This window comes from Paenarthrobacter sp. NPDC091669 (assembly GCF_044756725.1).
In the GTDB taxonomy this organism is placed as follows: Bacteria; Actinomycetota; Actinomycetes; order Actinomycetales; family Micrococcaceae; genus Arthrobacter; species Arthrobacter bambusae_C.
This window is the reverse complement of sequence record NZ_JBIVTK010000007.1, coordinates 38,945-64,977: the sequence shown is the minus strand read 5'-3', so window position 1 is coordinate 64,977 and position 26,033 is coordinate 38,945. Positions and strand designations below refer to the sequence as shown.

At 64.0% G+C, this 26,033-nt stretch carries 31 protein-coding genes; 24 read left to right on the top strand and 7 right to left on the bottom strand.

What is annotated here, in order from left to right:
- Window positions 1-3: 3 nt before the first annotated feature.
- The 8 genes from pcaG (at window position 4) to ACIQLI_RS12930 (ending at window position 6,860) form a co-directional block, all read left to right on the top strand.
- Window positions 4-597 (top strand): protocatechuate 3,4-dioxygenase subunit alpha, encoded by a 594-nt coding sequence (gene pcaG, locus ACIQLI_RS12965; protein WP_354231263.1) that lies wholly within the window; start codon window positions 4-6, stop codon window positions 595-597.
- Window positions 594-2,015 (top strand): lyase family protein, encoded by a 1,422-nt coding sequence (locus ACIQLI_RS12960; protein ID WP_400388967.1) that lies wholly within the window; start codon window positions 594-596, stop codon window positions 2,013-2,015. Before pcaG ends, ACIQLI_RS12960 begins: the two co-directional genes overlap by 4 nt.
- Window positions 2,008-2,811: an alpha/beta fold hydrolase gene (locus tag ACIQLI_RS12955; protein ID WP_400388964.1), complete on the top strand. Its 804-nt coding sequence runs from the start codon at window positions 2,008-2,010 to the stop codon at window positions 2,809-2,811. Before ACIQLI_RS12960 ends, ACIQLI_RS12955 begins: the two co-directional genes overlap by 8 nt.
- On the top strand, window positions 2,808-3,272 hold the full coding sequence (gene pcaC / locus ACIQLI_RS12950) for a 4-carboxymuconolactone decarboxylase (RefSeq protein ID WP_400388961.1): 465 nt from the start codon (window positions 2,808-2,810) through the stop codon (window positions 3,270-3,272). The genes ACIQLI_RS12955 and pcaC overlap by 4 nt, the downstream gene beginning before the upstream one ends.
- 79 nt (window positions 3,273-3,351) lie before the next feature.
- Complete coding sequence (locus ACIQLI_RS12945; protein ID WP_400388958.1) at window positions 3,352-4,566, top strand: thiolase family protein; 1,215 nt, start codon at window positions 3,352-3,354, stop codon at window positions 4,564-4,566.
- A gap of 14 nt (window positions 4,567-4,580) precedes the next feature.
- On the top strand, window positions 4,581-5,267 hold the full coding sequence (locus ACIQLI_RS12940) for a 3-oxoacid CoA-transferase subunit A (RefSeq protein WP_354231253.1): 687 nt from the start codon (window positions 4,581-4,583) through the stop codon (window positions 5,265-5,267).
- A gap of 2 nt (window positions 5,268-5,269) precedes the next feature.
- A complete protein-coding gene (locus tag ACIQLI_RS12935) occupies window positions 5,270-5,938 on the top strand; it encodes a 3-oxoacid CoA-transferase subunit B (RefSeq protein WP_400388954.1) in 669 nt (222 codons plus the stop codon).
- Window positions 5,939-6,056: 118 nt separating this feature from the next.
- The gene (locus tag ACIQLI_RS12930; protein ID WP_400388951.1) at window positions 6,057-6,860 is read left to right on the top strand and encodes an IclR family transcriptional regulator C-terminal domain-containing protein; all 804 of its coding nucleotides are present in this window, start codon (window positions 6,057-6,059) and stop codon (window positions 6,858-6,860) included.
- An 11-nt stretch (window positions 6,861-6,871) separates the two neighbouring features.
- Here the strand turns inward: ACIQLI_RS12930 and ACIQLI_RS12925 are convergent, their stop codons facing one another.
- Together ACIQLI_RS12925 and ACIQLI_RS12920 are read right to left on the bottom strand one after the other, a co-directional pair.
- A complete protein-coding gene (locus tag ACIQLI_RS12925) occupies window positions 6,872-7,234 on the bottom strand; it encodes an iron chaperone (RefSeq protein ID WP_400388948.1) in 363 nt (120 codons plus the stop codon).
- A 76-nt stretch (window positions 7,235-7,310) separates the two neighbouring features.
- Window positions 7,311-7,709, bottom strand: a complete 399-nt coding sequence (locus tag ACIQLI_RS12920; RefSeq protein ID WP_089596898.1) for a RidA family protein — start codon at window positions 7,707-7,709, stop codon at window positions 7,311-7,313.
- 136 nt (window positions 7,710-7,845) lie between these two features.
- Here ACIQLI_RS12920 and ACIQLI_RS12915 point away from each other — a divergent pair, with 136 nt between their 5' ends.
- The 7 genes from ACIQLI_RS12915 to ACIQLI_RS12885 are packed head-to-tail and all read left to right on the top strand — an operon-like array spanning window position 7,846 to window position 16,015.
- Window positions 7,846-8,703: a fumarylacetoacetate hydrolase family protein gene (locus ACIQLI_RS12915; RefSeq protein WP_400388945.1), complete on the top strand. Its 858-nt coding sequence runs from the start codon at window positions 7,846-7,848 to the stop codon at window positions 8,701-8,703.
- A gap of 33 nt (window positions 8,704-8,736) precedes the next feature.
- On the top strand, window positions 8,737-9,219 hold the full coding sequence (locus ACIQLI_RS12910) for a cupin domain-containing protein (protein WP_400388942.1): 483 nt from the start codon (window positions 8,737-8,739) through the stop codon (window positions 9,217-9,219).
- A gap of 2 nt (window positions 9,220-9,221) precedes the next feature.
- Window positions 9,222-10,094: an acyl-CoA thioesterase gene (locus tag ACIQLI_RS12905; protein WP_400388939.1), complete on the top strand. Its 873-nt coding sequence runs from the start codon at window positions 9,222-9,224 to the stop codon at window positions 10,092-10,094.
- Between the two features lie 58 nt (window positions 10,095-10,152).
- Entirely contained in the window at window positions 10,153-11,835 is a 1,683-nt protein-coding gene (locus ACIQLI_RS12900) for an AMP-binding protein (protein ID WP_400388936.1), read from the top strand.
- Between the two features lie 15 nt (window positions 11,836-11,850).
- Window positions 11,851-14,241, top strand: a complete 2,391-nt coding sequence (locus tag ACIQLI_RS12895) for a bifunctional salicylyl-CoA 5-hydroxylase/oxidoreductase (protein WP_400388933.1) — start codon at window positions 11,851-11,853, stop codon at window positions 14,239-14,241.
- 2 nt (window positions 14,242-14,243) lie between these two features.
- Window positions 14,244-15,602 carry an MFS transporter gene (locus ACIQLI_RS12890; RefSeq protein WP_400388930.1) on the top strand — a complete coding sequence of 453 codons (1,359 nt, stop codon included), beginning with the start codon at window positions 14,244-14,246 and terminating at the stop codon, window positions 15,600-15,602.
- A gap of 8 nt (window positions 15,603-15,610) precedes the next feature.
- Window positions 15,611-16,015, top strand: a complete 405-nt coding sequence (locus tag ACIQLI_RS12885) for an acyl-CoA thioesterase (protein ID WP_400388927.1) — start codon at window positions 15,611-15,613, stop codon at window positions 16,013-16,015.
- 94 nt (window positions 16,016-16,109) lie between these two features.
- On the opposite strand, the gene ACIQLI_RS12880 is transcribed toward ACIQLI_RS12885, so the two are convergent.
- Window positions 16,110-16,643 (bottom strand): hypothetical protein, encoded by a 534-nt coding sequence (locus tag ACIQLI_RS12880; protein WP_354231232.1) that lies wholly within the window; start codon window positions 16,641-16,643, stop codon window positions 16,110-16,112.
- Window positions 16,644-16,840: 197 nt separating this feature from the next.
- On the opposite strand from ACIQLI_RS12880, the gene ACIQLI_RS12875 reads away from it, so the two are divergent.
- Complete coding sequence (locus ACIQLI_RS12875; protein ID WP_400388924.1) at window positions 16,841-17,221, top strand: hypothetical protein; 381 nt, start codon at window positions 16,841-16,843, stop codon at window positions 17,219-17,221.
- A gap of 85 nt (window positions 17,222-17,306) precedes the next feature.
- Window positions 17,307-18,191 carry a PaaX family transcriptional regulator C-terminal domain-containing protein gene (locus ACIQLI_RS12870; RefSeq protein ID WP_400388921.1) on the top strand — a complete coding sequence of 295 codons (885 nt, stop codon included), beginning with the start codon at window positions 17,307-17,309 and terminating at the stop codon, window positions 18,189-18,191.
- On the opposite strand, the gene ACIQLI_RS12865 is transcribed toward ACIQLI_RS12870, so the two are convergent.
- Window positions 18,192-18,974 (bottom strand): VOC family protein, encoded by a 783-nt coding sequence (locus tag ACIQLI_RS12865; protein WP_354231226.1) that lies wholly within the window; start codon window positions 18,972-18,974, stop codon window positions 18,192-18,194.
- Between the two features lie 202 nt (window positions 18,975-19,176).
- Window positions 19,177-19,818, bottom strand: coding sequence for an NAD(P)-binding domain-containing protein (locus ACIQLI_RS12860; RefSeq protein WP_354231224.1), 642 nt, complete (start codon window positions 19,816-19,818; stop codon window positions 19,177-19,179).
- A gap of 115 nt (window positions 19,819-19,933) precedes the next feature.
- Here ACIQLI_RS12860 and ACIQLI_RS12855 point away from each other — a divergent pair, with 115 nt between their 5' ends.
- Window positions 19,934-20,215, top strand: coding sequence for a hypothetical protein (locus tag ACIQLI_RS12855; protein ID WP_400388918.1), 282 nt, complete (start codon window positions 19,934-19,936; stop codon window positions 20,213-20,215).
- Complete coding sequence (locus ACIQLI_RS12850; protein ID WP_400388915.1) at window positions 20,205-20,909, top strand: HAD family hydrolase; 705 nt, start codon at window positions 20,205-20,207, stop codon at window positions 20,907-20,909. Before ACIQLI_RS12855 ends, ACIQLI_RS12850 begins: the two co-directional genes overlap by 11 nt.
- Window positions 20,910-20,917: 8 nt before the next feature.
- On the opposite strand, the gene ACIQLI_RS12845 is transcribed toward ACIQLI_RS12850, so the two are convergent.
- The gene (locus tag ACIQLI_RS12845; protein ID WP_400388912.1) at window positions 20,918-21,346 is read right to left on the bottom strand and encodes a hypothetical protein; all 429 of its coding nucleotides are present in this window, start codon (window positions 21,344-21,346) and stop codon (window positions 20,918-20,920) included.
- A gap of 121 nt (window positions 21,347-21,467) precedes the next feature.
- Window positions 21,468-22,079, bottom strand: coding sequence for an NADPH-dependent FMN reductase (locus ACIQLI_RS12840; RefSeq protein ID WP_354231216.1), 612 nt, complete (start codon window positions 22,077-22,079; stop codon window positions 21,468-21,470).
- A 186-nt stretch (window positions 22,080-22,265) separates the two neighbouring features.
- Between ACIQLI_RS12840 and ACIQLI_RS12835 the strand changes: the two genes are divergently transcribed.
- From ACIQLI_RS12835 to ACIQLI_RS12815, 5 genes are all read left to right on the top strand, one after another.
- Window positions 22,266-23,462, top strand: coding sequence for a Re/Si-specific NAD(P)(+) transhydrogenase subunit alpha (locus tag ACIQLI_RS12835; RefSeq protein ID WP_400388908.1), 1,197 nt, complete (start codon window positions 22,266-22,268; stop codon window positions 23,460-23,462).
- On the top strand, window positions 23,462-23,809 hold the full coding sequence (locus ACIQLI_RS12830; RefSeq protein ID WP_400388905.1) for an NAD(P) transhydrogenase subunit alpha: 348 nt from the start codon (window positions 23,462-23,464) through the stop codon (window positions 23,807-23,809). The genes ACIQLI_RS12835 and ACIQLI_RS12830 overlap by 1 nt, the downstream gene beginning before the upstream one ends.
- A complete protein-coding gene (locus ACIQLI_RS12825) occupies window positions 23,806-25,179 on the top strand; it encodes an NAD(P)(+) transhydrogenase (Re/Si-specific) subunit beta (protein ID WP_354231210.1) in 1,374 nt (457 codons plus the stop codon). The genes ACIQLI_RS12830 and ACIQLI_RS12825 overlap by 4 nt, the downstream gene beginning before the upstream one ends.
- Window positions 25,180-25,331: 152 nt before the next feature.
- On the top strand, window positions 25,332-25,523 hold the full coding sequence (locus ACIQLI_RS12820) for a hypothetical protein (protein ID WP_354231208.1): 192 nt from the start codon (window positions 25,332-25,334) through the stop codon (window positions 25,521-25,523).
- Between the two features lie 155 nt (window positions 25,524-25,678).
- On the top strand, window positions 25,679-26,026 hold the full coding sequence (locus ACIQLI_RS12815) for a hypothetical protein (RefSeq protein WP_400388901.1): 348 nt from the start codon (window positions 25,679-25,681) through the stop codon (window positions 26,024-26,026).
- Window positions 26,027-26,033: the final 7 nt, after the last annotated feature.

The window sequence follows — 26,033 nt, the reverse complement described above, 5'->3', positions numbered from 1 at the left end:
CGCATGAGCAAGCTGGCACCCACACCTGGCCAGACCGTAGGCCCTTTCTACGGCTACGCCCTCCCCTTTAATAAGGACAACGAACTCCTGGCGCCGGGCAGCCCCGGCAGCATCCGGCTGCAGGGCACCGTGTACGACGGCGCCGGTGATGCCATTCCGGACGCCATCCTGGAAATCTGGCAGCCGGATTCCGACGGCAACATCGTCCAGCGCACCGGCTCCCTGGTCCGCGACGGCTACACCTTCACCGGGTGGGGCCGTGGCTCCGTGGGCAACTCCGGCGTGTACACCTTCACCACCGTCAACCCGGGCCCCACGGCACCGGGCGCGGCCGCGTTCATCTCCGTGGCCGTGTTCGCCCGCGGCCTCATGAACCGCCTCTTCACCCGCGTGTACCTTCCGGAAAATGAGGAAGCGCTGGCCAACGATCCGTTGTTGAGCTCCTTGGATCCTGAGCGCCGCAAGACGCTCATCGCCCGTCGCGACCCCGACGGCGGCCTCACCTGGGACATCCGCCTGCAGGGTGGCGACGAGACCGTCTTCCTGGATTTCCAGCAGGACGGTTCGCTGGACATCAATACGGAAAACCCGGCATGACCGACGGCGACTTCGGCCTCCTTAGCCCTGTCTCGGCGTCGCCCGCTGTGGCGGCGCTGACGGGCGACCGTGCCGTGATCACGGCAATCCTCGACGTCGAAGCCTCTTGGGCTGCCGTTCTTGAGGACGCAGGACTGGTTCCTGCCGGATCCGCCGCTGTGGTGGCCGAAGCCGCCTCGGTCGAGCATTACGACGCCGCCTCAATTGCGGAACGCGCCCAGGGTGGCGGGAACCCGGTCATCCCGCTGCTCGGTGATCTGCGGGCCCGGGTCCGGGAGCTGGACACTGCCGGAATCGGCGCGGCTTCGGCTGTGCACACCTCGCTGACCAGCCAGGACGTCCTCGACTCCGCCCTCATGCTCCTGGCCAGCCGCACCGTCACGGCGTTGCTGGCAGAGGTCAAGGGCACGACGACGGCGCTCGCTACCTTGGCGGAGCAGCATGCGGACACGCTGTGCGTGGGCAGGAGTCTGACGCAGCATGCCCTTCCGTACATCTTCGGGCTCAAGGCCGCCCAGTGGTTCCAGGGCGTGGCCGCTGCGGCTGCGCGGTTGGAGTCCCTGGAGCTGCCGGTGCAGTTTGGTGGGGCTGGCGGAACGCTGGCTTCGGGTACCAAACTGACTGCTGGATCGCCAGCAACGCCGTTCACTCTTGCGGATGCCCTGGCTGCCGCACTGGGCCTCGCACCCGCTCCCGCTCCGTGGCACACCAACCGGCTGGCCGTCACGGCCCTCGGTGACGGACTCGCTGCACTGATCGATTCCTTCGGCAAGATCGCTGCCGACCTGCTGTTCCTGAGCCGCCCGGAAGTCGGCGAACTTGGCGAACCGTTGGCTGCCGGACGCGGAGTTTCCTCGGCCATGCCGCAGAAGCAGAACCCCGTGCTGTCCGTCTTGATCCGCAGTGCTGCATTGCAGGCGCCGGGCCTCGCATCGCAACTGCACCTCGCGGCCGCAACCTTCAACGACGAGCGGCCGGATGGTGCCTGGCACAGCGAATGGCCGGCCCTGCGCCAGTTGCTCGCGTTGGCCCTGGGTGCTGCCGGACACCTCCGCGAACTCACGGAGGGCCTCCGAATCTTCCCCGATGCCATGCGCCGGAATCTTGAGCTCTCGGGACCCCTCCTGCTCAGCGAAAGTGTTTCGGCCGCCGTCGCCCCGCTCCTTGGTGCGGAGGGAAAGCAGAAGCTGCAGGCCGTCGTCGATGAAACCTTGAAGGCGCCCGCCGCCGAACAGACCCGCATTTACACCAAACTGCTGCGCGAAACCATCCCGGCGGACCAGCTCTCCGACGCCGAACTTGAGGCACTGCTGGATCCCACGAGCTACCTTGGCGAAGCCCGGGAGATCAGCCGGCGGATCCTCGCCGCGTACCCCCACTTTGCAGCTTTTTCACCGAAGGGAGCCACTCGTGGCTAAGCCAACTGTCAAGGCCGTGCTCCTCTCCCCGCAGCGCGAACTGGGAGCGAAGCCGCTCCTGGTGGTGGGCCCGTCGCTGGGCACATCCACTGTGCTGTGGACCGAAACCGCTGCCCTCCTGGGTGACGAGTACGACGTCATCGGCTGGGACCTCCCCGGCCACGGCATCTCGCCGACCACCACCGAAGGTTTCGATGTTGCGGAACTGGCGGACGCCGTCGTCGATCTTGTTGACTCGGTTTTGCCGGGAGCGAGCTTCCATTACGCGGGCGTCTCACTGGGCGGGGCTACGGGGCTGCAGCTTGGCATCAAGCACGGCGACCGCCTCCGCAGCCTGTCCGTCCAGTGCACCGGAGCCAAGCTTGGCACGCCCGAGGGCTGGCTTGAGCGCGCAGAGACGGTTCGCAAGTTGGGTACGCCCGTGATGATCCAAGGCTCCGCGGAACGCTGGTTTGCGCCCGGATTCATGGACCGCCAGCCCGAGATCAGCAGCCGCCTCCTGCACGCCCTGCGCGATGCCGACCGCTTCGGCTACTCGTTCTGCTGCGAAGCCCTGGCGTCGTTCGATGTCCGCGGGCAGCTCGGCAGCATCACCGTCCCCACTTTGGCGATTGCCGGCGTAGAGGACTCTGTTGCTCCGCCGTCGTTCGCCGAAGCTGTTGCCGCCGGTATCACCGCCGGCGGCGGTACCGCCCAGGCTGTAGCGCTCGACGGCGTCGCCCACCTCGCGCCTGCAGAGGCACCAGCCGCTGTGGCGGAATTGATGCGCACCTTCATGAAGGAGAACGGACTGTGACTACTTTGTCCCCTGATAACTTCGAGCGGAACGGCGCCGTGCAGCCCGATGCCACCGCCCAGGACATTTACGACGCCGGCATGGTGGTCCGCCGCGAAGTGCTCGGCGATGCCCACGTGGACCGGGCCAACGCCAACAAGGACTCCTTTACCGAGGACTACCAGGACATGATCACCAGGATCGCCTGGGGTGGCATCTGGACGCGACCCGGCCTCAGCCGGCGCATGCGATCCGCGGTCACCCTCACCGCGCTGGTGGCGCACGGTCACTGGGAGGAGCTCGCCATGCACGTCAAGGCGGCCCTCAACAACGGCCTGAGCAGGGACGAAATCAAGGAGATCCTGCTGCAGACCGCCATCTATTGCAGTGTGCCGTCGGCCAACTCGGCCTTCAAGACGGCCCAGAAAGTATTCGCCGAGATCGACGCGGCCACCGCCCACCCCTCCAACGAACCCAACTAGGTCGCAGTTAAGCGCGTTTAGACCCTCCAAAACGCGCACTATTGCGACTCAGTTGGGAAAGAGAACGAAAGAGAAAACCATGAACCAGGCTTTTGTGTACGACGCCGTGCGCACGCCCTTTGGCAAGTTCGGCTCCGGTCTTGCTGCTGTCCGTCCCGATGACCTTGCTGCCCATGTGGTCCGCGAGTCCGTCAAGCGGGCGCCGGGGCTGGATGTTGAGCGGATCGACGAGGTGGTGTTCGGTAACGCCAACGGCGCCGGTGAGGAAAACCGCAACGTCGCCCGCATGGCCACCCTGCTGGCCGGCCTTCCGGTCTCGATTCCGGGCACCTCGGTGAACCGGCTGTGCGGCTCATCCTTGGACGCGGCGATTATCGCTTCGCGCCAGATCAATGCCGGCGACGCCGACCTCATGCTGGTGGGCGGTGCCGAGTCGATGTCGCGTGCTCCGTGGGTGCTGCCGAAGACCTCCAAGCCCTACCCGGCCGGTGACATGACGCTCGCGTCCACCACCCTGGGCTGGCGTTTGGTGAACCCGGCCATGAACAAGGACTGGACCATCTCCCTGGGCGAGGCCACGGAGCGGCTGCGCGAGAAGTACGGGATTACCCGTGAACGCCAGGATGCTTTTGCGGCTGATTCGCATAATCTGGCCGACGCTGCCTGGAACGAAGGCTTCTACGATTCGTTGGTCTCGCAGGTTCCGGGCACTGACCTGGTCCGCGACGAGGGCATCCGTGCCGGTTCTTCGGCGGAGAAGCTGGGCGGTTTGAAGACGGTGTTCCGGCCGGAGTCGTCGGGGCCCGACGGCGGCACGGTCACCGCCGGGAATGCCTCGCCGTTGTCTGATGGTGCTTCGGCTGCGTGGATCGGTTCAGAGGCTGCCTCGGCGATCCTTGGTTTGGAGCCTTTGGCCCGTATCGCCGGCCGCGGTGCGCATGGCAACGATCCCCAGTTCTTCGGGTTCGCCCCGGTGGAGGCCGCGAACAAGGCCCTCGCGAAGGCGGGCATCGGCTGGGACCAGGTGGGCGCCGTCGAACTTAACGAAGCGTTTGCCGCGCAATCGCTGGCGTGTGTTGACGCGTGGGGGATCGACCCCGGGATTGTGAACCAGCACGGCGGTGCGATCGCGATGGGACACCCGCTGGGTGCCTCAGGTACCCGCATCCTGGGCACGCTCGCCCGTTCCCTGCAGGCTTCCGGGCAGCGCTGGGGTGTTGCGGCGATCTGCATCGGCGTGGGCCAAGGCTTGGCTGTGGTGCTCGAAAACGTTACTGCCGGCGCAACGGCGTAGAAGGGTAAAGAGTCATGCTGAATTTCATTGACACTGTTGGCGAGGCTGTCGCCGGCATCAAGGACGGATCCACGGTGATGATCGGCGGTTTCGGCAACGCCGGGCAACCGTTCGAACTGATCGACGCCCTCATGGATTGCGGCGCGAAGGACCTGACCGTGGTGAACAACAACGCCGGCCAGGGCGATCAGGGCCTGGCGTTGCTGATCAAGGAAGGACGGGTCCGCAAGATGATCTGTTCCTTCCCGCGGCAGTCCGATTCCTGGCACTTCGACGCCAAGTTCCACGCCGGCGAGATCGAACTCGAGCTCGTCCCGCAGGGCAACCTTGCCGAGCGCATCCGTGCCGCGGGCGCCGGAATTGGTGGATTCTTCACGCCCACCGGCTACGGCACCACGCTCGCTGAGGGCAAGGAAACCCGTTTACTGGACGGGAAATGGCAGGTTTTCGAGACTCCGATCCACGCCGACGTTGCCCTGATCAAGGCACTCAAGGCCGACGGCAAGGGCAACCTCGTCTACCGCAAGACTGCGCGGAACTTCGGGCCCATCATGGCTGCGGCAGCCAAGCACACCATCGTGCAGGTCTCTGAGATCGTGCCCACGGGTTCCTTGGATCCGGAGAACGTGGTCACGCCCGGTATTTACGTCAACAGCGTGGTCCGCGTCGATTCTGCCGGCTCAAACGAAAAGGTGGCCTGACCATGAGCACCCAAACCAGCATTCAGACCTCCGAGAAGCCACTGGGCCGCGACGAGCTCGCCCAGTTGGTGGCCCGCGACATCACGCCCGGTTCCTTTGTGAACCTGGGCATCGGCCAGCCCACCCTCGTGTCCAACTACCTCACCGAGGAACAAGACATCACCCTCCACACGGAGAACGGGATGCTCGGCATGGGCCCGGCCGCTGAAGGCGACCAGATCGACGGTGATTTGATCAATGCCGGCAAGATCCCCGTCACCGAACTGCCCGGAGCCTCCTACTTCCACCACGCCGACTCGTTCGCGATCATGCGCGGCGGGCACCTTGACATCTGCGTGCTCGGCGCCTTCCAGGTCTCGGCCACCGGTGACCTCGCCAACTGGCACACCGGCGCCCCGGACGCCATCCCCGCCGTCGGTGGCGCCATGGACCTGGCCACGGGCGCAAAGGACGTCTTCGTGATGATGACCTTGCTGACCCGCGAGGGCGTATCCAAACTCGTGGAACAGTGCACCTACCCCCTCACGGGCGTCGGCTGCGTCACCCGCGTGTACACGGACAAGGCGGTGTTCCTCACAGGACCCGACGGCGTCACCGTCCGCGAGACGTTCGGCTGCACCTTCGAAGAAATCCAGGAACTCGTGCCGCTGCCGCTGAAGAAGGCAGAGTAGGACCCGCAAGTTGGTCCCTTCCCGTTGTGGGGCCCGCTTTGCGTGCTTGATCCCGCGTTTGGGGCGCAGAGCAGGCCCCGCAAGTTGGGCCCCGCAACGCACCCTAGGATTGGTAACCATGACCGACTCCGCAGTTACCCCGCAGGCCAGCGACCAGTACGTCCAGTCGTTGGCCCGCGGGCTCGCTGTGATCCGGGCGTTCGATGCGAACAACCCGGTGATGACTCTCAGCGAAGTCGCAGCCCGCACGGACCTGACGCGCGCCACGGCACGCCGTTTCCTGCACACCCTGGTTGAACTGGGTTACGTCCGCACGGACGGGAAGACCTTTGCGCTCACGGCCAAGGTGCTGCAGCTTGGCTACTCCTACTTGTCCGCGCTGTCCCTGCCGCAGTTGGCCCAGCCGCACCTGGAGCAGCTGAGCCTGAAACTGGGGGAGTCGACGTCGGCCGCCGTCCTCGACGGCCCGGACATCTTCTACGTGGCCCGCGTCGCCACGCGCCGGATCATGAACGTGGGCATCACCGTCGGCACCCGCTTCCCGGCGTACGCCACCTCCATGGGTCGCGTCTTGCTGGCCGGATTGCCGCAGGCCAAGCTGGAGGCTTACCTCACGACGGCGGAACTCACCCCGCTCACGCCGCGAACCGTCGCCAGCGTGCCCGACTTGAGGGCCGCCGTCGAGCAGGTCCGCCAGCAAGGCTGGTGCTTGCTTGACCAGGAGTTGGAGATCGGGCTGATGTCCATCGCGGCGCCCGTGTGGAACCACAACAACGGCGACAACGTGGCTGCGATCAACGTGTCCCTGCAGGCGCAAGCCGTCTCTGCGCAGCCGGATCCGGACGCGTATCTCGAGTCAGTGCGGCAGGAAGTGGTGGCCACCGCCCACGCGATCTCGCAGGACGTCTCGGCGAAGCACTAGGACGTCGCAGCCTACTTCCGGATCGAAGCCAGCCGCGTCTCCAGGATCCGGCGCACCAGCGAGTCGGGCACGGGGTTGTCTGCCGAGAACCGCAACGTCCCCGGCGACCACGAGTATCCACCAAGCTCTTCCGACATCTCCGGCAGGATCTGCCCGCTGAAGGGGTACAGGGCCAGGTGCTTTGCGGTTTCCTGCACGCTCAGGAAGCCCTTGCCATCAACCAGCAGCGCGGGCATCCCGTAGCTGACCCCTTCTTCGGCATCCGGCGCGAGTTCGCGGGCGATCTCCACAATCCGCTCCAGAATCGCGCGGTTGGCTTCGCTGACGCCCACAAGATATTCGGTGACGGTTCCCATGGCCCAATCCTGCGCCATACACGGGAGTTTTTGTACAGCTAATGACCTTTAGAAGCGGTTTTAGGGGCGGTATCTGTACAAAAACTCCAGAGGTTTAGCGCTCAGGAATGACCGCGATGCCCTGGATTTCGATCAGGGCCTCTTTCTGCCACAGCCTTGTGACACCGATGCCGGCCATCGCTGGGTACTGGGATCCCGCCATCTCGCGCCAGATGCGTCCGATTTCGCGGCCGTTGGCCATGTAGTCGTCCACGTCCGTCAGGTAAATGGTCACGTTGACCAGGTCCTCGGGCTGTCCGCCGGCCTCGCGCAAGGTGGTGATGACGTTGGAGAACGCCTGCGTGAACTGCTCCACGATGCCGCCTGGAACGATGTTCATGTTCTTGTCCAGGGCCGTCTGCCCACCCAGGAAGACAGTGTTGCCGGCAAGAATGCCGTGCGCAAAACCTGATGGCTTGGGCAGCGATTCCGGGTTGATCGTCTGGTGGCTCATGCTGTTCCTCCTCGTTGTGGCAACTGCAAAAACTTTTGGAAAGCCTCTGTGCAGATCATTTCCGCCGTGCTACGTTGAGCATATGTGACGATCGTAAAAAAGTCGACACATCACATCATCTCGAAGGGAACCCGCAATGAAACTTGCCACCTTGCGTACGGCCAACGGAGGTACGACGGCGGCCCTCGCCACGGGCGCCGACTCTTACCTCACGCTGCCCGCCACTGACGTCGGGGCGCTCCTGGCCCAGCCCGAGTGGCGTCTTGTGATCGAGAAGGCAGCAGAGACGGCGGGTGATCAGAACATCATCGCGGCAGGAGACGCCGACTTCGCCACACTCCTTCCCCGCGCCGGCAAAGTCATCTGCTGCGGCCTGAACTACGGGGACCACATCCAGGAAATGGGCCGGGACCTTCCGGAATACCCCACGCTGTTCGCCAAGTACGCGGACACCTTGGTTGGCGCCAATGACGCCGTAGAAGTCCACGGCAGCGGCCGCGTCGACTGGGAAGCCGAGCTCGCCGTCGTCGTGGGTTCTGAACTGTTCCACGCGGATGAAGACCAGGCCCGTGAGGCAATCGCCGGGTACACCGTGGCCAACGATGTCTCCATGCGCGACTGGCAGAGCCGGACCCTGCAATGGTTCCAAGGCAAGGCCTGGGACGGCTCCACGCCTGTGGGCCCGGTCATGGTCACCGCGGACGAGGCAGATCAGCACTTTGAGGTCCGCGGCTACGTCAACGGCGAGCTCGTCCAGCAGGGCAACACCAGCACCTTGGTGTTCGGCCCCGCGCAGCTGCTGTCCTACATTTCGCAGTTCACCATCCTGCGTCCCGGCGACCTTGTCCTCACGGGCACGCCCGGGGGTGTGGGGATGGGGATGACCCCGCCGCGCTTCCTCAAGGACGGTGACGTCCTCACCACCGAAATCGACGGGATCGGCCGGCTGGAAAACAGGTTCCGGATCCACGCACCCGTCCCGGCAAACGCCTAGAAACCTTCACACGACACCAAAGGAGAGAGACCCATGAGCCAGACCACCACCGAATACCGCCTCGAAGGCGACAACTCCATCTACGCCCAGGCGGATGGCAAGGTTGTCCCCGTTGTCACCCGCGCCGGCGCCGAAGACACCAATACTGCCCAGTCCGGTGATTGCATCCGCGTCTCCGGCGTGAGCATCCAGCACACCCCGGCAACCAAGATCTGGTTCGGCCAGGTATCCAACACCCCCGGGTACCGCTCACTTCCGCACCACCACGGCGAGGCCGAGACGGGCGGCTACGTGCTCCGCGGCCACGGCCGCATCTACTTCGGCGAGGACTACTCGGAGTTCATCGACATGAAGGCCGGCGACTGGGTGTTCGTGCCGCCGTTCATGCCCCACGTCGAGGCCAACATGTCCATTACCGAAGAACTCGTCTGGCTCACCGCGCGCACGCCGGAGAACCTCGTGGTCAACCTCGAAGACGTTGCCGACGAAACCCTCGCAGACTACCGCCGCGTCTAGCCATGATCACTGGAACCCTGACATCGGAAACCTTCCTGAAGGCCATCGAGCTCACGCCGGCAACGGCCGAGGTCTTCGACGAAGCCTATGAAGCAACCACCCAGTACGTGCCCTGGCCAAAAGCCTACGGCGGGGACATGGTGGCACAAGCAGCGGCCGCCATGATGCGCTCAGTGGGTGCTGACCGGACCCTGCACTCGATGCACAGCTACTTCATGCGTCCCGTGGATATCGGTTCCAGTGTCCGTTACGAAGTAGAACATTTGCGGGACGGCCGCGGGTATTCCACCCGCACGGTTCGCGGCTTCCAGAACGGCAAGCCCGTCTATGCCGCCATGGGTTCCTTCCAGGTTCCCGAGGAAGGTCCGGAGTTTCAGCCGGAGGCTCCCGCCGCCGTCGAGCCTGAATCGCTGCGGACAGCTGCGGAAGCGCTGGACGGGACCGGGGGAGCGGCCGCAGACTATTGGTCCACGGGTCGAAGCTTCGACATGCGGCATATTCCCGGTCCGGTATACATCGAGCTTGAAGGCGGCGCAGTGCCTCAGCAAGCCATATGGGTCAAAGCCTTTGACGCCCTGCCCGACGACGTCGACCTCCACCGCGCGGCCCTCGCCTACGTCTGCGATTACACGATCCTGGAGCCGTTGCTCCGGGTCAACGGACTGAACTGGTCCAGCCCGGGACTCACCACCGCCAGTCTGGACCACTCCATGTGGTTCCACCGGGATGGTCGCGCGGACGAATGGGTCTTATATGCCCAGGAAGCCATATCCGGCCAGAGCAACCGGGGCCTGGCCATGGGCCGCTTCTTCGACCGGCAAGGAAGGCTCCTCGCCACCGTGGCCCAAGAGGGCATGATCCGCGCCGGCGCCTGAATAGCTTTCTACCTCCCCAACCATCAGCTTCAACGACGCACCACTGAAAGGACCGGCCATGAGCATGATGCCATCGGCCCACGTGGACACGTTCACCCGCGACCACCTGCCGCCCGCCGATACCTGGCCTGCGCTTGAATTCACCCTCCCCGAACTCCACTACCCGGAACGGCTCAACGCTGCCGCAGTGCTGATCGACGACGCTGTCGACCAGTACGGCGCGGAGCGTCCGGCCCTGTGGACCCCTGACGGCTCGGTCTGGACCTACGGTCAGCTCCAGAAGCGTTCCAACCAGGTGGCCCAGGTTCTCACCGAGGATCTCGGTGTTGTTCCCGGCAACCGCGTGCTCCTGCGCGGCCCCAACAATCCGTGGATCGTCGCTGCCTGGCTGGGTGTTCTGAAGGCCGGCGGCGTGGTGGTTACCACCATGCCCATGCTGCGCTCCACTGAGGTCGCCACACTCATTGAACTCACCAAGCCGACGGTGGCCATCTCGGATCACCGGTTTGTGGACGAGCTCGCGATTGCCGCCGGGGATGACCTCACCGTCCTCACGTATGGCGCCGGTAACGGATTCGACGACGACGGCGACCTCGCCTCCCGCTGCGAGCACAAGAGTGGCAAGTTCACGGCAGTAGACACAGCCTCCGACGACGTTGCCTTGCTGGGTCCGACGTCGGGCACCACCGGCGTCCCCAAGGTGACCATGCACTTCCACCGGGACATCCTGGCCAACGCCGATACCTTCGCCCGCTACATCCTGCAGCCCACCGCCGAGGACGTCTTCGCCGGTTCGCCGCCTTTGGCCTTCACCTTCGGGCTGGGCGGTTTGGTGGTCTTCCCCCTCCGGTTCGGGGCGTCGTCGCTCTTGACCGAGAAGGCAGGGCCCGTGGAATTGGCGGAGCACGCCTCAAAAGCCGGGGCCACCATCCTGTTCACCGCCCCCACGGCGTACCGGGCCATCCTGAAAGAGAAGCGCGGCGATCTCCTCCGCGGCCTGCGCATCGCAGTGTCCGCCGGAGAGCACCTCTCCAAGGAAACCTGGGAAGCCGTCCATGAAGCCACGGGCCTGCGGCTGGTCAACGGCATCGGTGCCACGGAGATGCTGCACGTCTTCATCTCCGCTGCCGGGGACGACATCCGGCCCGGGAGTACAGGACGCGCTGTTCCGGGATTCCGGGCCACCATCCTGGACGAGGACGGCAACGAACTCGGCCCCGGGAACATCGGACGCCTGGCCGTCATTGGCCCCACCGGCTGCCGCTACCTGGACGATCCCAGGCAGGCGAACTACGTGGTCCGTGGGTGGAACGTCACCGGAGATACCTTCGCGATGGACGCGGACGGGTACTTCACGTACCAGGCCCGCTCAGACAACATGATCGTCTCCTCCGGCTACAACATTGGCGCGCCGGAGGTCGAAACGGCCATCGACCAGCACCCTGACGTCGTGGAAAACGCCGTGATCGGAGTTCCCGACGAGGAGCGCGGGAGCATCGTCTGCGCGTTCATTGTCCTGCGTGAAGGCGTCACCGGCGACGCCGCGAAGCGCAAGGAAATCCAGGACTTCGTCAAACAAACCATCGCCCCGTACAAGTACCCCCGGGACGTCCGCTTCGTCACCGAACTTCCGCGCAATCCCAGCGGCAAGCTCCAGCATTTCAAGCTCCGCGAGGGCCTTTCGAAGGCGAACGCGAGCCAGACCGAACAACTTACCCCCGCCGGCCAGAGCCAGGCCTGAGAAGGAGCAACACCCATGAAAATCGCAATTGTTGGAGGCGGCCCCGGTGGCCTGTACTTCGCAGCACTGATGAAGCAGCTGGACCCGTCCCACAACATCACCCTTTGGGAACGCAACGCTGCCAGCGACACCTTTGGCTTCGGCGTCGTATTTTCCGATGAGACGCTCGGCGGCATCGGCAACGCGGATCCCGTGGTGGCCGAATACATGAGCCGCCGTTTCGCCCGTTGGTCGGACATCGACATCCACTTCCGCGACCAGATGATCACGGTGGGCGGACAGGGCTTCGCTGCCATGAGCCGCAAGGAACTGCTGGAACTGCTCCAGCGCCGCTGCATCGAACTGAACGTGGACGTGCGCTTCAGCACCCTGGCCCCGGCCATCGAGGAACTCGAAGCCAACTACGATCTGGTTCTCGCCGCGGACGGCATCAACTCGCAGATCCGTGCCAAGTACGCCGATTCGTTCAAACCGAACCTGGACATGAGGACCAACAAGTTCATGTGGCTTGGTACGGACCAGGTATTCGAGGCCTTCAAGTTCTTTGTGAAGGAAACCGAGTGGGGTGTCATGCAGATCCACGGTTACCCCTACTCGGACGAAGGTTCCACGTTCATCGTGGAAATGCACCAGGACGTATGGCACGCGGCCGGCTTCGACGAGACCGCCAACGAGGTCTTCCCTCCCGGCGTCTCCGACGAGAAGGCAATCGCGAAGATCCGTGAGATTTTCGCTGAAGAACTGAACGGCTACCAGGTCCTGACCAACAACTCCAAGTGGATCAACTTCACCACGGTCCGCAACGAGAACTGGCGCCACAACAACGTAGTGCTGCTGGGCGACGCGGCCCACACGGCCCACTTCTCCATCGGTTCCGGCACCAAGCTGGCCATGGAGGACTCGTTGGCGTTGGCCGCTTGCCTGCACGAGCACCCGGATGTTGAATCCGCATTGGCAGCCTATGAGGCCGAGCGCCGGCCCGTGGTCGCTTCCACCCAGCGTGCCGCACAGGCATCCCTTGAATGGTTTGAGCGCATCGGGCAGTACAAGGACCAGGACCCCACCCAGTTTGCGTTCAACCTGCTCACCCGCAGCCGCCGCATCACGCAGGAAAACCTGCGCCTGCGTGACCCGGAGTTCGCTGACGCCGTGGACCGCGACTTCGCAGAATCCCAGGGACTCACAGAGGTGGCTCCGGCCATGTTCCAGCCGTTCCGGATCGGCGGGCTGGAGCTGAAGAACCGCATTGTGGTCTCCCCGATGGACATGTACTCCGCCACGGACGGCGTCCCGGGTGATTTCCACAAGGTCCACCTCGGCTCCAAAGCGCTTGGCGGTGCCGGCCTGGTCATGACCGAAATGGTCTGTGTTTCCGAAGCCGGCCGGATCACCCCCGGTTGCAGCGGCTTGTACACGGACGATCAGCGTGACAGCTGGAAGGAAATCGTGGACTTCGTCCACAGCCGTTCCACCGCCAAGATCGGTGCCCAGCTGGGCCACTCAGGCCGCAAGGGCTCCACCAAACTCATGTGGGAAGGCATCGACCAGCCGCTCGAGTCCGGCAACTGGACCGCCGTCGGGCCTTCAGCCCTGCCGTACAGCCCGGAAAACCAGACTCCCGTGGAGCTGGATCGCGCCGGCATGGACGCCATCAAGGCGGAGTTCGTCGCTTCCACGGTCCGTGCCGACGAGGCAGGCTTCGACCTCCTTGAAATCCACGCGGCCCACGGTTACCTGCTGTCCTCCTTCCTCTCGCCGGTGTCCAACAAGCGGACCGACGAATACGGCGGCAGCCTGGAGAACCGGCTGCGGTTCCCGCTGGAAGTGTTCGACGCCGTTCGCGCGGCGTGGCCCGCCGGTAAGCCGGTGACGGTGCGCATCTCCGCGACCGACTGGATCGAGGGTGGCAACACGTCCGACGACTCCGTGGCAATCGCCCGCGCTTTCGTGGCACACGGCGCTGCCGGCCTGGACGTCTCTACCGGACAGGTCGCCAAGGAGGAGAAGCCCGCCTTCGGCCGCAGCTACCAGACCCCGTTCGCCGACCGCATCCGTCAGGAAGTGGCCGCACCGGCAGGAGTGGCGGTGATCGCCGTCGGCGCCATCTCCACCTACGACGACGTGAACTCCATCCTCCTCGCAGGCCGTGCGGACTTGATCGCCCTGGGCCGTACGCATCTCTACGATCCCCAGTGGACCCTTCACGCCGCCGCAGAGCAGGAGTACCAGGGGCCCGGCGCTGACTGGATACCGCAGTTCCGTGCCGGTCGCCGGAAACCACCGAGCTCCCGCACTGACGCAGTCCGTCCGCGTCTGTCCTTGCTGAAGGAAGCAGACATCGAAGAGGCCAACACCCACCTCCGCTGGACTCCCGAGTCCGCCGCCGCATCGGTTTTGGTGAAGTAGCCATGGCCACCGCACCCGTCAATAACTGGAACGTGCCCAAAAAGACCACCGGCTTGGTGTTGTTCTGCTGCTGGCTCGCGATCCTCGCCGAGGGCTACGACGTCGGCGTCCTCGGAGCCATCCTTCCGGCCCTTGCCGAGTACAAGGAATGGAACCTCAGCCCGCTGGCCTTGGGCGGCCTGGGCTCATATGCCTTGATCGGCATGCTTATTGGTGCCCTGTTCATCGGTACGCTCAGCGACCTCGTGGGACGCAAGAAGATGCTCTTGGCCTCCATGGCGATCTTCACGCTTACCCAGGCCGGTGCTGCCTGGGCTCCGACGCCGGAGCTCTTCGGACTGTTCCGGCTCATCGGTGGTTTGGGTATGGGCGGTGTCATTCCGGTGGCAGCAGCCCTGACCATTGAATACTCTGCGCCGAACAAACGCTCCTACAACTACGGCCTCATGTATTCCGGCTATTCGCTGGGAATCGTCGCCGCCGCTCTCGCCGCCCTCTTCGTCCTGCCCATGGGTGGCTGGCGTGCCGTCGTCGCCATCGGCGCCGCGCCCGTGGTGCTGATCCCGATCATCTGGAAGTTCCTGCCCGAGTCCTTGGAATTCCTGGAATCCAAGGGCCGCAAGACCGAGGCCAAGGCACTGGCCACCAAGCTGAACATCTCCAACTACACGCCGGTTGTTGCCGTTGCTCCCAAAGCAGGTGTGCAGGCTGATCCTTGGTGGAAGACCATCACCACCATGTTCTCGAAGAAGTACCTGCGCTCCACGGTGTTCTTCTGGATCTCGCTCTTCTGCGGCCTGGTCCTCGTCTATGGCCTGAACACCTGGCTGCCAAGCATCATGAAGAAGGCCGGCTATGATCTCGGTTCTTCCTTGACCTTCCTTCTGGTCTTCAGCCTTGCTTCCGCAATCGGTGGCCTGCTCCTGGGCCGCGCCGCAGACAAGTACGGCAAGAAACTCATCCTGGTGGTGTTCTACATCCTGGGCGGGCTGGGCATCATGCTGTTGGTCTTTCCGAACACCATGGTGGTCAACCTGCTGTTCGTCGCCTTCGCCGGTGTCGGTTCCATCTCCACATCGCTTGTACTCACCGGGTATATCGCCGATTACTACCCTGCCAAGGTCCGCGGCACGGCAACGGGTTGGGCCTTGAGCTTCGCCCGCCTGGGTGCCATCTCCGGGCCATTGATTGGTGGCTGGATCGCGGGCTCCAAGTTGCCTTTCGAGGCCAACTTTGCGATCTTCGCCGGCATCGCAGTACTGGCAGCCGGTGCTGTGGCGATGATTCCCAAGCCACAGCCTGAGGTGCCGGTCGCCGTCGTCGACGTTGATCCCGACGACGCCACCGTCAGCGCCCGCTAGGAGCAATCATGGACAGGTTTCCGGAGGCGTGCGTCGAGCGAACGGTGGAATGGGTGGACACCGACGCCTCCGGACACCAGCACAACTCGGCCATCCTGCGCTGGGTTGAGGCTGCGGAAGCCGAGCTCTTCCGTTCGCTGGAGTTGCCTGGCTATTTCCCCAGCGCACCCCGGGTCCAGCAAGTGATCAACTACAAGGCCAAGTTGTGGTTCGGCCAGCGCATCACTGCCACGGTGAAGATCAGTGCGCTCGGCCGGAGCTCGCTGACGCTGGCTTTTGAGGTAACTTCCGACGGCGGTGAGGTGGCCGCGTACGGAACGGTCACCACGGTGCATGTCCCCCAGGGGACGACGTCGGCGCAGCCTTGGCCGGATCACCTGATCCGGGCCGTCGGGGCCAGGCAAGAGTCCTAAGCGCCCCGCGAGACGGCAGATAACACCAATGTAGAGTGGGGGATTGGTGTTAGCTGCCGTCTCGGCGTCAGGGTAGTGACCGCGGGGTTGGCGGTTAGCGCAGGCCCTTCAGGATGTTCTTGGGCCGCTGCATCTCGCCGTGCTTGGCGCCAAGGATGATCACCCATGCTGCGAAGGCCGGAATGGCCCACTGGAGTGCTTTCAGCTGCGTTTGTGCGGCCTTCAATTCATCCGATGCCCCGGCGCGCGGTTCGGTGGCACCCTCGGCGCCTTCCTCGGAGAGTTCGTCCACCTTCTTGCCCACAACACCGGCGTACAAGGTGACGGCAGCTCCAGCCAAGGTCACTACTGTCTTGTAGACGGTGTTCGCGGCAACGCTGTCCTGCTTGGCGATCCGGCCTTTGTTTTCCCACGCGATGGCCAGGTCTGCGGCCAGGTGTCCGGCGAAAGCGGCTGTCTGAACCGGAGCCCATTTGCCCCAGCCCTTGCTTGAGAGACGGGTACGCTCGGTGGGATCCTTGGCTTCTGCTGCGGCACCGTTCAATCCGATGGCGCCCATCAGTGAGCCGCCGAACCATGCCGCGGCGGTGAGGTCGTGAAGGGAACGGGCTACGAGATTTCCTGCCATGATGTGCTTCCTGTCGTTGATACGGAAAGGACCTTTCGAGGCGGGTCAGCCTCGAAACAGCGTGGACCTATAGTAAGCATGCTTATGAAGATGCGGCCAGTCGCGCGGAGCCTTCAGGCATGTGGTTGAGGGCAGGTTCCGCCGGCGTTCATGTCAGGTTCGCCGATGGCACGGCGCCGGGCGGTTACGCTTAGCCGGTGGAGCAGCTCTACGCGATTCCCGCGTGCATAATCCTTGGTTGTTTGGCCGTGTTCCAAGTGGCTTTGGCGGCCGGCGCGCCCCTTGGACGATTCGCTTGGGGTGGGCAGCACGACATCCTGCCGCAGAAGCTCAGGGTAGGCAGTGTGGCTTCCGTCGTGCTCTACGCCGTCTTCGGCTACACGGCGTTGGCCAAGGCCGAACTGGTGCCGGCGCTGATCAGCGAAGGGTTCACCGACGTCTTCATGTGGGTACTTACTGCCTACTTCACTCTGGGCGTCTTCATGAATGCTATATCCCGCAGCAAGCCTGAGCGGTGTGTCATGACCCCGGTGGCGTTGGTACTCGCAATCCTCTTCCTGCTTCTTTCGCTGGGCTGATCCGGAACATCGGCGGGAACCATCACCGCACCTATGATGAACTGGACTGGCGCCTGATTGAGGGCGCGGAAATGAGGATCTTTCGATGTTCGCCGTCCCGGCACCCCCGGTACGCCACCAGCAGTTGCTCGTGACGATCTTCGGCCTCTATGGCCGGAACGCAGGCGATGCTTTGCCGGTTTCTGCGCTGATTTCCATGCTGGGTTCGCTCGGTTATGACGCTCCGGGTGTGAGGTCGTCGGTCTCCAGGCTCAAGGCCAAAGGGGTGCTGAAGAGTGTCCGCGAGGGTGGAATCGCCAAGTACAAGATTTCCGAGTCCGTCAGCGATGTGTTCCGTGAGGGCGACCGGCGGATTTTCGCACCGGAACCGCCCGCTCCGGTAGACACGTGGGTACTTGCCGTTTTCTCGGTGCCGGAATCCATGCGTAACCGCCGCCACCAGCTCCGTTCCGCCTTATTGGCGTTGGGGTTCGGTTCGGTGGCCAACGGGGTGTGGATCGCGCCGGCCCACAAGCTGGAGCAAGCCCGGGAGCGGCTCACCGCCGGAGGGCTGATTGAGTTCGTGGACCTGTTCCGGAGCGACTACGTTTTTGACGGCCCCATGCGACCCAAGATCTCCGAATGGTGGGACCTCAAGGAGCTCGATGAGCAGTTCACCGAGTTCCTGGGTCTGTACGAAGGTGCGGAACAGCAATGGACGGAGAAGGTGGGCGGCGATCCCGCAAGGGCGCTGGCTGATTCCACCGAAGAGCTGCGGCGCGACGCCTTCCGCTATTACATTCCCATGCTCACCATGTGGCGTAAGTTCCCGTACCGCGACCCGAACCTCCCTGCCGACTACCTTCCGCCGGAATGGCACGGTCCGGCGGTGCGCAGGACGTTCCAGGCGGTTCATCGCCTGGCGGCACCCCTGGCCGCTGCCCACGCACACGAGGTCATCGCGGAAGCACTGGACCCCGCAGCAGCCTGATTAGTCACTGGTCCGCGGCGCGTCGATGACGCCGAACACTTCACCCTGCGGCGCCCGGACCACTACCATCCGGCCCAGGGTGGTTTCCGCCACGGGACCCAGCAGGGTGGCGCCCAACTCGACGGCCCGGGTTGCTGTCCCCGCCACGTAGTCGCTGGCGAACCAGGTCATCCAGTAGTTGGGCGCGTTTTCTGGAAGTGCGGCATCGTGCTGCATCCCGCCCACTTCCCGGCCGTCCGAAGGGCGGCGGAAGGTGGAGTAGATCAGGCCCTCTTCGGTGACGTCCTGGTAGCTGACGTCGAAGACCTCCGAGTAGAAGGACCGGGCGGCGGAATAGTCGCGGGTGTGGAGTTCATTCCAGCACAGGGATCCGTGCTCATTGACGCGTTCAGCTCCGATGTGGGTGCCGGCCTGCCAGACGCCGAACGCCGCACCAACACTGTCAGTGGCCAGGGCCATGCGGCCGGATTCCATGACATCAAAGGGCGGGGCCAGGAGCTGCCCTCCAGCCGCGCCGATCTTTTTTGCCGTGAGGTCAACATCGTCCGAAGCCAGGAAGGTGGTCCAGACTGTGGGCATGCCGGGATCCTGTTTGGGGCCTAGTCCGGCCACGGCGCGGCCCCTCAGGTGAGCCAGGACGTAGTCGCCGGATTCCTTGCCGCCGGATACGAAGTCCCAGCCGAAAAGGTCTGCGTAGAACGCTTTTGCGGCGCTGAGGTCGTCAACTCCCAGGTCCACCCACAGGGGAGTTGCTGCTGGCCAGGTGGAAATCTTGGTGGACATGGGGCTCCTCGGGTCGTGGCGCTGGGGGGGCAGCTGCTTCCCCGGGTGCCCGATGCGCCAAGCGCCTGAGGAAGCAGCCACCCATAAAGTGCGCCACGGACCCGATTCATGACACCGTTTCCACTCCCTTTTTCAGGGCAGCAGCCCACAACAAGGCGGCGGGCAAGCGTCAGCCGCTTGCCCGCCGCCGTGCATTGAGGGTTTAGACCGTACGGGTCGCCTTGGCGAGGTTGTCCTGAAGTTCGACGGCGGTCTGCCGGATGACGTACGCGGGGCGGTCGCGTTCGACGCGCCAGCTGTCCTCCAGGGGGCCGACGTTGACGGTGTCAAAGCCAAATTCGTCGTACAGCTTGGTGACGAGGCCGGCGGCTTCCGGGAAGTCGCTGGAGGTGGCGAGGGCGCGGCGGTTGGGGGTGCCGGCCGGCGTGCCGTCGGTGGTGATGTCCTTGGCGAAAATGTGGTTGAAACCCTTGGCCACCTTGGACGTGGGGAGGTGCTTCTGGAGCAGGCCGGAAGTGGTGGCTTCGCCGTTGTCCAGCTCCGGGATGCGGCCGTCGCGCTCCCAGTAGTAGTTGTTGGTGTCGATCACGATCTTGCCCTCGAGGGGCTCAGCGGGGATGTCCTGGTAGTTCTTCAGGGGCACGGTCACGACGGCGAAATCGCCTGCCGCTGCTGCTTCGGCTGCCGTGGCGGCGCGGGCGCGCGGCCCGAGTTCCGCGACGAGTTCGCCGAGCGTTTCGGGGCCGCGCGAGTTGCTGATGACGACGTCATAGCCCAATTCCACGGCCTTGCGTGCAACCTGGCTGCCAATGTGTCCTGCACCGATGATTCCGATTGTTGTCATGGCGGTGCCAACAAGAAGTTGCAGGCGCCTATTTCCCGCGTGACGAAATATGTCGATCAGCCTCTATACTAAGTAGTCTTACTATGGGGACTGTTGTTGAAGCAAGGAGGTCGGTATGGCCGGTCATTTGGAACTGGTAGAGACCCCCGACGGAGGATTTCGCATACTGGTATTGGACGGCAGCGACGCGTTGATGGGTCTGTCCAAACGTTTTTCGTCGCTGGACGAGGCCATTGAGGGAGTCTCTGCCATGAGGGAAGTGGCCGGGACGGGCCTGCTGCGAACGGGATCCGCTGAGCGGTATGAAGTCCTCATGCTCCAGGAACCAGACATCGATCCCGCCCTGGCAGCGCAGGGCATCCAGACCAAAGCGAAGGTGGTTGGCCATGACAAATGATTCAGCATCACCAAAGAAGCGCGGGGTCCTCTTTGATGTGGATGGAACCCTGATTGACTCCAGCTATTTCCACGCCATGGCATGGTGGCAGGCGTTCCGGCGTGAAGGGCTGGACATCGAGATGTCCGCCATTCACCGGCGGGTGGGCATGGGAGGCGACCGACTGATCCAGAGCCTCGTACCTGACTGCCCTGAAGACCTGCTGGAAGATCTGAAATCGGCACATAGCGCAGTGTTCTCAACGTTCTGGCCTACGCTGCGGTCATTCGATTCCGTCCGCGACCTTCTCTCGGCTTGCTCCGGGTCCGGGCTGGCAGTGGGCTTGGCATCGTCAGCACAGCAGAGAGACCTGGAAGTCAGCAGGCACATCCTCGACGCCGGCTCCTCCATCGATGCGTGGACCAGCTCCAATGACGCCAAGGAGAGCAAGCCCGCGCCGGACATCCTCATCGCATGCTTGGAGAAGCTTGGCGTCAGCCCGGAGGATGCGGTCTTTGTTGGTGACGCAGTCTGGGACATTAAGGCCGGTGCGGCCATTGGTGTTCCCGTGATTGCCCTGACCTGCGGCGGAATCAGTGAGGCGGAGCTGCGTGACGCAGGTGCCGCAGAGGTCTATGACAATCCGCGGCACCTGCTGGAACACCTGGAAAGCAGCCTCATCGGCCGGTTGGCGGCGGGCGCCCTCAAGGCGTAGCCCGTCGCCTAGCGAGGCTCGTCGCTGATTCCCTTGTCCCGCCCGCGCCGATTGCGCGCGGTCCAGATAATCAAGGCGATGATGATGACTGTGGCTACTCCGGCCAGCACCCAGGGGGTGGCGTCCGTGCGGGTCTGTTCCTGGGAATCAGACTCTCCGGTCCCGGGGTTGGCTGGCCCGCTGCCTGCAGGATTGGACGTGCTGGGAGCCCCGGACGATGGTGCCGGGTTGGTTGGTGTTTGCGTTGAGGGGCCGGAGGGGTTGGTGGAATCCGCCGTGGGTGTCGGCGTCGTGGCGGCTACGTTGCCTTGGACGGCGCTGCTTTGGGCGGCGCTGCTTGGGGCGGCTGGCGCCGCGGTGGCGGCAACCGTCGTGGAGAGCATGGACCCCGCGAAAAGGGCCACGGCCAAGGTGGTGGTGGCTAATCTTCGAAACATCGATACCTCCAGGGGTTTAGTGGCGTGAATCCTCATACTCGTAAGGATACTGACTAAACCGTGGCGGTGGGTGATTTTCGCCGGTGCCGCCCGCGCGCCGGGAGCGGCACCCCATCGGCCTTTACCGCGTGAGCTTGGCGGAATCCGGCTCCTGGTCCCCGATGTGGCCCGGGGCGTTGGCGGCGAGGACACGCTGCACGAACGCGCTGTATTCCTCCATGTAATGCCGCAACAAGGAAGCGGTTCCTTCATCCTTAACTGAACCGTCGTCGTCGTACGCGTCTGCGACGAAGCGGATGTAAGCCTCCGGCGCATTCAGCTGCGGCGCGTCCAGGAAGCTCAACACGCTGCGCATGGACGACTGCATCACGGCCGTTCCAATGCCGCCGGGCGATGCGCCGATGATTCCCGTGGGCTTCCTTGCGAACGAGTTGGTGCCCCATGGGCGCGAACCCCAGTCGATGGCATTTTTCAATGCGCCCGGAATGGAGCGGTTGTACTCGGGGGAGACAAACAGGATGCCGTCCGACGCGGCGATGGCTTCCTTGAGCTCCCGGCCCGCAGGCGGGAAGTCGGCGTCGTAATCGGAGCTGTACAGGGGGAGGTCCTTGATGGCGATCTCATGGAACTCGAGTTCCGGCGGGGCCACGCTGATGAGGGCCTTGGAGAGGACCCTGTTAATGGAATTGCTTGCCAGGCTTCCGACGAAATAACCGATGGTGAAAGTGTCCATAGCGGCGTTCCTTTCCGACGGCACGGCCGGAACCGGCTCGTCGACGGTGTGGTGGCTGGTTGCCCCCAGCTCCCACCGACCCTAATTGACTTATGCACATAGCGCAGCCCCTACTCCCGCCCGGCCCCTCGCGGTCATAGACTCATGCCAACTGAGTTCTGGAGAGTTCCGGAAAAGGGGTGGCGGGTGAAAGCAGGCATAGCGCACGAGACGCTCGACGGTGAACGGCGTGTGGCCGCAACGCCGGAAACGGTGAAGCAGCTGGTGGGGTTGGGCCTTGAGGTGCAGATCGAGTCCGGCGCCGGGCTGGCGTCCGGCCATGGCGACGACGACTATCGGGCCGCTGGCGCCGCTGTGGTGCAGTCGTTGGTTCTCGGATCGCTTGATGTGTACTGCCACGTACGCCCCATGGAACCGTCGACGGCGGGAGCCCTCCGCCGGGGTTCGGTCACTGTCGGGTTGGGGTCGCCGTCCTCGGAGTTGCCTACGGTGCGGGCACTCGCCGCCGGTGGAATCACGTCCTTTGCCCTCGAGCTGGTTCCCCGCATATCCCGTGCCCAATCCATGGATGCGCTCACTTCGCAGGCTCTGGTGGCTGGCTATCGCTGTGTCCTCGAGGCGGCCATGCGTTTGCCACGTTTCTTCCCGCTGTACATGACGGCAGCCGGAACCATCCCGCCCGCCCGGGTGCTGGTGTTGGGCGCAGGCGTTGCCGGACTGCAAGCGATCGGCACAGCCAAGCGGCTCGGGGCCAGGGTTTCCGCCAACGACATCCGCCCGGCTTCGGCGGACGAAGTAGCATCCATGGGCGGCACATTCATCAAACTGGACCTCGAAACCGCCGAAGCATCCGGTGGATACGCCCGCGAACTCAGCGCAGATCGCGGCGCGTTGCAGCGGGCGCTCCTGGCGCCGCACGTTGCCCAAGCCGATGTGCTGATTACCACCGCCGCTGTCCCCGGCAGAAGGGCGCCACTCCTGGTGAGCCGCGAAATGGTGCAGGGTATGCGCCCCGGCTCCGTGGTGGTGGACCTGGCGGCCGAATCCGGCGGGAATGTTGAGGGAAGCATCCCGGGACAGGACATCCCCGTGCCCACCGCAGACGGCCAAGGGCTGGTGACGCTGGTGGGAATCAAGGACGCAGCCTCCGCGATGCCCGCAGACGCTTCCCGTCTCTACGCCAAGAATGTGGCCAATCTGCTGGCACTCATGACCAAAGACGGGACGGTCTCACCGGACTTCGACGACGAAGTAGTGGCGGGCACCTGCCTCACCCACCTCGGCGAAGTACGGCACGCCCCCACCGCGGAGGCACTCACGGCGCTCGCAGGCGAAACAGAACCCGTAGGCACTACCCGTCCCGGAACCGAAGGAGTGCGCTGATGGATGGCATGAGCCTGCTGACGATCACCGTGCTGGCCGTGTTTGTGGGCTTCGAGGTTGTTTCCAAGGTCTCCAGCACCCTGCACACGCCGCTCATGTCCGGTGCGAACGCGATCCACGGCATCATCCTGGTGGGAGCCATCATCGTTGCAGGACAGGCTGCAGATCCGTGGGTGCTGGCCGTGGCCTTGTTGGCTGTCGTCCTTGCCACAGCCAACCTCGTGGGCGGGTTCGTGGTGACCGACCGCATGTTGGAAATGTTCCGCGGAAGGCAACGGCCGCCGTCGAAAGTTGAGCCGGCCAGTCCTGGCTCCGCCGAAGCCGTGACGAAGGAGCGCCAACCGTGACGCTGCTCAATCCCACGTGGACGGCACTCCTCTATCTCGCAGCGGCGGCGTGCTTCATCCTCGCGCTCAAGGGGCTGAACTCACCGAAAACGGCCCGTCGCGGCAACCTGATCGGCGCCCTTGGTGCTCTGTTGGCCGTGGTCACGGTCTTCGTCTCCGTGAAGTTGGACAACATTCCCTGGATCCTCGGTGCCATTGCGGTGGGTTCAGGTGTGGCGGCACCGGTGGCCCGCCGCGTGCAGATGACGCAGATGCCCCAGCTCGTGGCCCTCTTCAACGGTGTTGGCGGTGGTGCCGCGGCGCTGGTTGCCATGCTGGAACTTTCCCACGCAGACGATCCCTGGGTTCGCCTGGCCATCGTCTTTACGCTGCTGGTGGGTGCAGTGTCCTTCGCTGGTTCCGGTGTCACCTTCGCCAAACTCCAAGGGCTCATGACCACCAAACCCGTGACGTTCCCTGGCCTGCCCGCATTGATGGCTGTGGTGTTGCTGGCCGCTGTGGGTGCCGGGGTGGTGGTGATCCTGAACGGTTCGCTGGTGCTGGCGCTGGTGCTGTTGGTCCTGGGTCTTGTTACCGGCATTCTCTTGGTTCTTCCGGTGGGTGGCGCGGACGTTCCGATCGTCATCTCGCTCCTGAATGCCTTCACCGGCCTGGCTGTCGCGGCATCGGGGCTGGTGCTGGGCAATGTTCTTTTGCTGGTCGCCGGAACGCTGGTGGGAGCCTCGGGCACCATCCTGACCCGGGCCATGGCGGCGGCGATGGGTCGGAGTGTCGCGGGCATCATGTTCGGTGCCTTCAAGGGTGGCTCGACGGCAGGTTCCACGGCCGTGAGCGAGCGACCGGTGCGGTCCTCCAGCGCAGAGGACGTTGCAGTGCTGCTCGGCTACGCGCAGCGCGTCATCATTGTGCCGGGATACGGACTGGCGGTCGCCCAGGGACAGCACACCGCCGCCGAACTCGCCCTGGCCTTGGAAGCACGCGGAATTGAGGTGGATTTCGCCATCCATCCCGTGGCCGGACGAATGCCCGGACACATGAACGTTCTACTGGCAGAGGCCAATGTGCCCTACGAATCGCTGAAGGAAATGGGCGACATCAACTCCGAATTCAAGACCGCCGATGTTGCTTTGGTGGTGGGCGCCAACGACGTCGTCAACCCTGCCGCGAAGACCACCTCCGGCTCGCCGATCTACGGAATGCCCATCCTTGAAGTTGCCGACGCCCGGCAGGTGGTGTTCCTCAAACGCTCCATGCGTCCGGGATTTGCCGGTATCGAAAACGAACTCCTTTACGAACCCCACACCACCTTGCTGTTCGGAGATGCCAAGGATTCATTGACCAAGGTCCTGGGTGCAGTGAAAGGACTCTAGCGAAAAACCCCTGAACCGCGTCATGTACTGAGCCCTGGCGGCACAAGTCCTTACAGACAGTTTGTAAAGCACCGCTAGGAGTCATTGACGTGCAGGACAGTAACAAAAAATCGTCGCCCGGGAGGCCTTTCGGCCAAGCCGAGGGCAGGGCCGTGACCAATTGGCGGGTCCTCGTGGGCCAGACGGTACAAGTCTGGCGGTACAACGAAGTTGTGGACCAAGGCTGCGTGGAGTCCGTCACCCATGACGGCAGGGTCCTCTGGCTTGCCCAAAGCGGGCCCATAGAGCGGAGGTTGGTGGAGAAAGAGCGGGGAACCGGCCTCAGGATCCGGCTGGTGGACTGACCGCAGGGGCCTGGCGCGGAAATTGAGCCTGGTCGCTGGGCCCGCCAGTCCGGCCTTCCAGCCAAGCGGGCCTTCCCGCCCGTCCGCCGTCGTCCTAAGCTGGGCTGCACGAGCTACCGGATTCAGCCAAGCCACCCATCCCAGCGAGGTGCGCCATGACAGTGAAACTCAACAAAAGGGCCTTTGACCATGCGAAGCGCCTGGTCAAGGACGGCAAGGTGGTCAAGGACGCCCGCGACGATTGGAGTGAGCACGCACCCTCCACCAAGGACGAGAATGCCTTCTTGGACAAGCACGGGCACGCCGAATACTCCAAGTGGTTCCTCGGGGTGGACGACGAGCACCCGGACGATCAAAAGGGCCACTACAAGTTCCCCATCGGCGACTTCACGAAGATCCACCGCTGCGGTGTGATCGCCGCCGAGAGCAGGGCGGGCCAGTACGACTACGACGACATCCGGGATGCCTTGGGGAAGCTCCTCGAGAAGATCGACCAAGACTGAACCCTGT

Excerpts from the sequence above, each read along its gene's own strand:
- ACIQLI_RS12960 (WP_400388967.1), top strand. The coding sequence starts at position 594 with ATGACCGACGGCGACTTCGGCCTCCTTAGCCCTGTCTCGGCGTCGCCC.
- ACIQLI_RS12900 (WP_400388936.1), top strand. The coding sequence starts at position 10,153 with ATGAGCATGATGCCATCGGCCCACGTGGACACGTTCACCCGCGACCAC.
- ACIQLI_RS12890 (WP_400388930.1), top strand. The coding sequence starts at position 14,244 with ATGGCCACCGCACCCGTCAATAACTGGAACGTGCCCAAAAAGACCACC.
- ACIQLI_RS12935 (WP_400388954.1), top strand. The coding sequence starts at position 5,270 with ATGAGCACCCAAACCAGCATTCAGACCTCCGAGAAGCCACTGGGCCGC.
- ACIQLI_RS12840 (WP_354231216.1), bottom strand. The coding sequence starts at position 22,079 with ATGGACACTTTCACCATCGGTTATTTCGTCGGAAGCCTGGCAAGCAAT.
- ACIQLI_RS12885 (WP_400388927.1), top strand. The coding sequence starts at position 15,611 with ATGGACAGGTTTCCGGAGGCGTGCGTCGAGCGAACGGTGGAATGGGTG.
- ACIQLI_RS12880 (WP_354231232.1), bottom strand. The coding sequence starts at position 16,643 with ATGGCAGGAAATCTCGTAGCCCGTTCCCTTCACGACCTCACCGCCGCG.
- ACIQLI_RS12925 (WP_400388948.1), bottom strand. The coding sequence starts at position 7,234 with ATGGCGCAGGATTGGGCCATGGGAACCGTCACCGAATATCTTGTGGGC.
- ACIQLI_RS12905 (WP_400388939.1), top strand. The coding sequence starts at position 9,222 with ATGATCACTGGAACCCTGACATCGGAAACCTTCCTGAAGGCCATCGAG.
- ACIQLI_RS12930 (WP_400388951.1), top strand. The coding sequence starts at position 6,057 with ATGACCGACTCCGCAGTTACCCCGCAGGCCAGCGACCAGTACGTCCAG.
- pcaG (WP_354231263.1), top strand. The coding sequence starts at position 4 with ATGAGCAAGCTGGCACCCACACCTGGCCAGACCGTAGGCCCTTTCTAC.
- ACIQLI_RS12940 (WP_354231253.1), top strand. The coding sequence starts at position 4,581 with ATGCTGAATTTCATTGACACTGTTGGCGAGGCTGTCGCCGGCATCAAG.
- ACIQLI_RS12895 (WP_400388933.1), top strand. The coding sequence starts at position 11,851 with ATGAAAATCGCAATTGTTGGAGGCGGCCCCGGTGGCCTGTACTTCGCA.
- ACIQLI_RS12855 (WP_400388918.1), top strand. The coding sequence starts at position 19,934 with ATGGCCGGTCATTTGGAACTGGTAGAGACCCCCGACGGAGGATTTCGC.
- ACIQLI_RS12910 (WP_400388942.1), top strand. The coding sequence starts at position 8,737 with ATGAGCCAGACCACCACCGAATACCGCCTCGAAGGCGACAACTCCATC.
- ACIQLI_RS12815 (WP_400388901.1), top strand. The coding sequence starts at position 25,679 with ATGACAGTGAAACTCAACAAAAGGGCCTTTGACCATGCGAAGCGCCTG.
- ACIQLI_RS12865 (WP_354231226.1), bottom strand. The coding sequence starts at position 18,974 with ATGTCCACCAAGATTTCCACCTGGCCAGCAGCAACTCCCCTGTGGGTG.
- ACIQLI_RS12920 (WP_089596898.1), bottom strand. The coding sequence starts at position 7,709 with ATGAGCCACCAGACGATCAACCCGGAATCGCTGCCCAAGCCATCAGGT.
- ACIQLI_RS12945 (WP_400388958.1), top strand. The coding sequence starts at position 3,352 with ATGAACCAGGCTTTTGTGTACGACGCCGTGCGCACGCCCTTTGGCAAG.
- ACIQLI_RS12915 (WP_400388945.1), top strand. The coding sequence starts at position 7,846 with ATGAAACTTGCCACCTTGCGTACGGCCAACGGAGGTACGACGGCGGCC.
- ACIQLI_RS12860 (WP_354231224.1), bottom strand. The coding sequence starts at position 19,818 with ATGACAACAATCGGAATCATCGGTGCAGGACACATTGGCAGCCAGGTT.
- ACIQLI_RS12870 (WP_400388921.1), top strand. The coding sequence starts at position 17,307 with ATGTTCGCCGTCCCGGCACCCCCGGTACGCCACCAGCAGTTGCTCGTG.
- ACIQLI_RS12830 (WP_400388905.1), top strand. The coding sequence starts at position 23,462 with ATGGATGGCATGAGCCTGCTGACGATCACCGTGCTGGCCGTGTTTGTG.
- ACIQLI_RS12850 (WP_400388915.1), top strand. The coding sequence starts at position 20,205 with ATGACAAATGATTCAGCATCACCAAAGAAGCGCGGGGTCCTCTTTGAT.
- ACIQLI_RS12845 (WP_400388912.1), bottom strand. The coding sequence starts at position 21,346 with ATGTTTCGAAGATTAGCCACCACCACCTTGGCCGTGGCCCTTTTCGCG.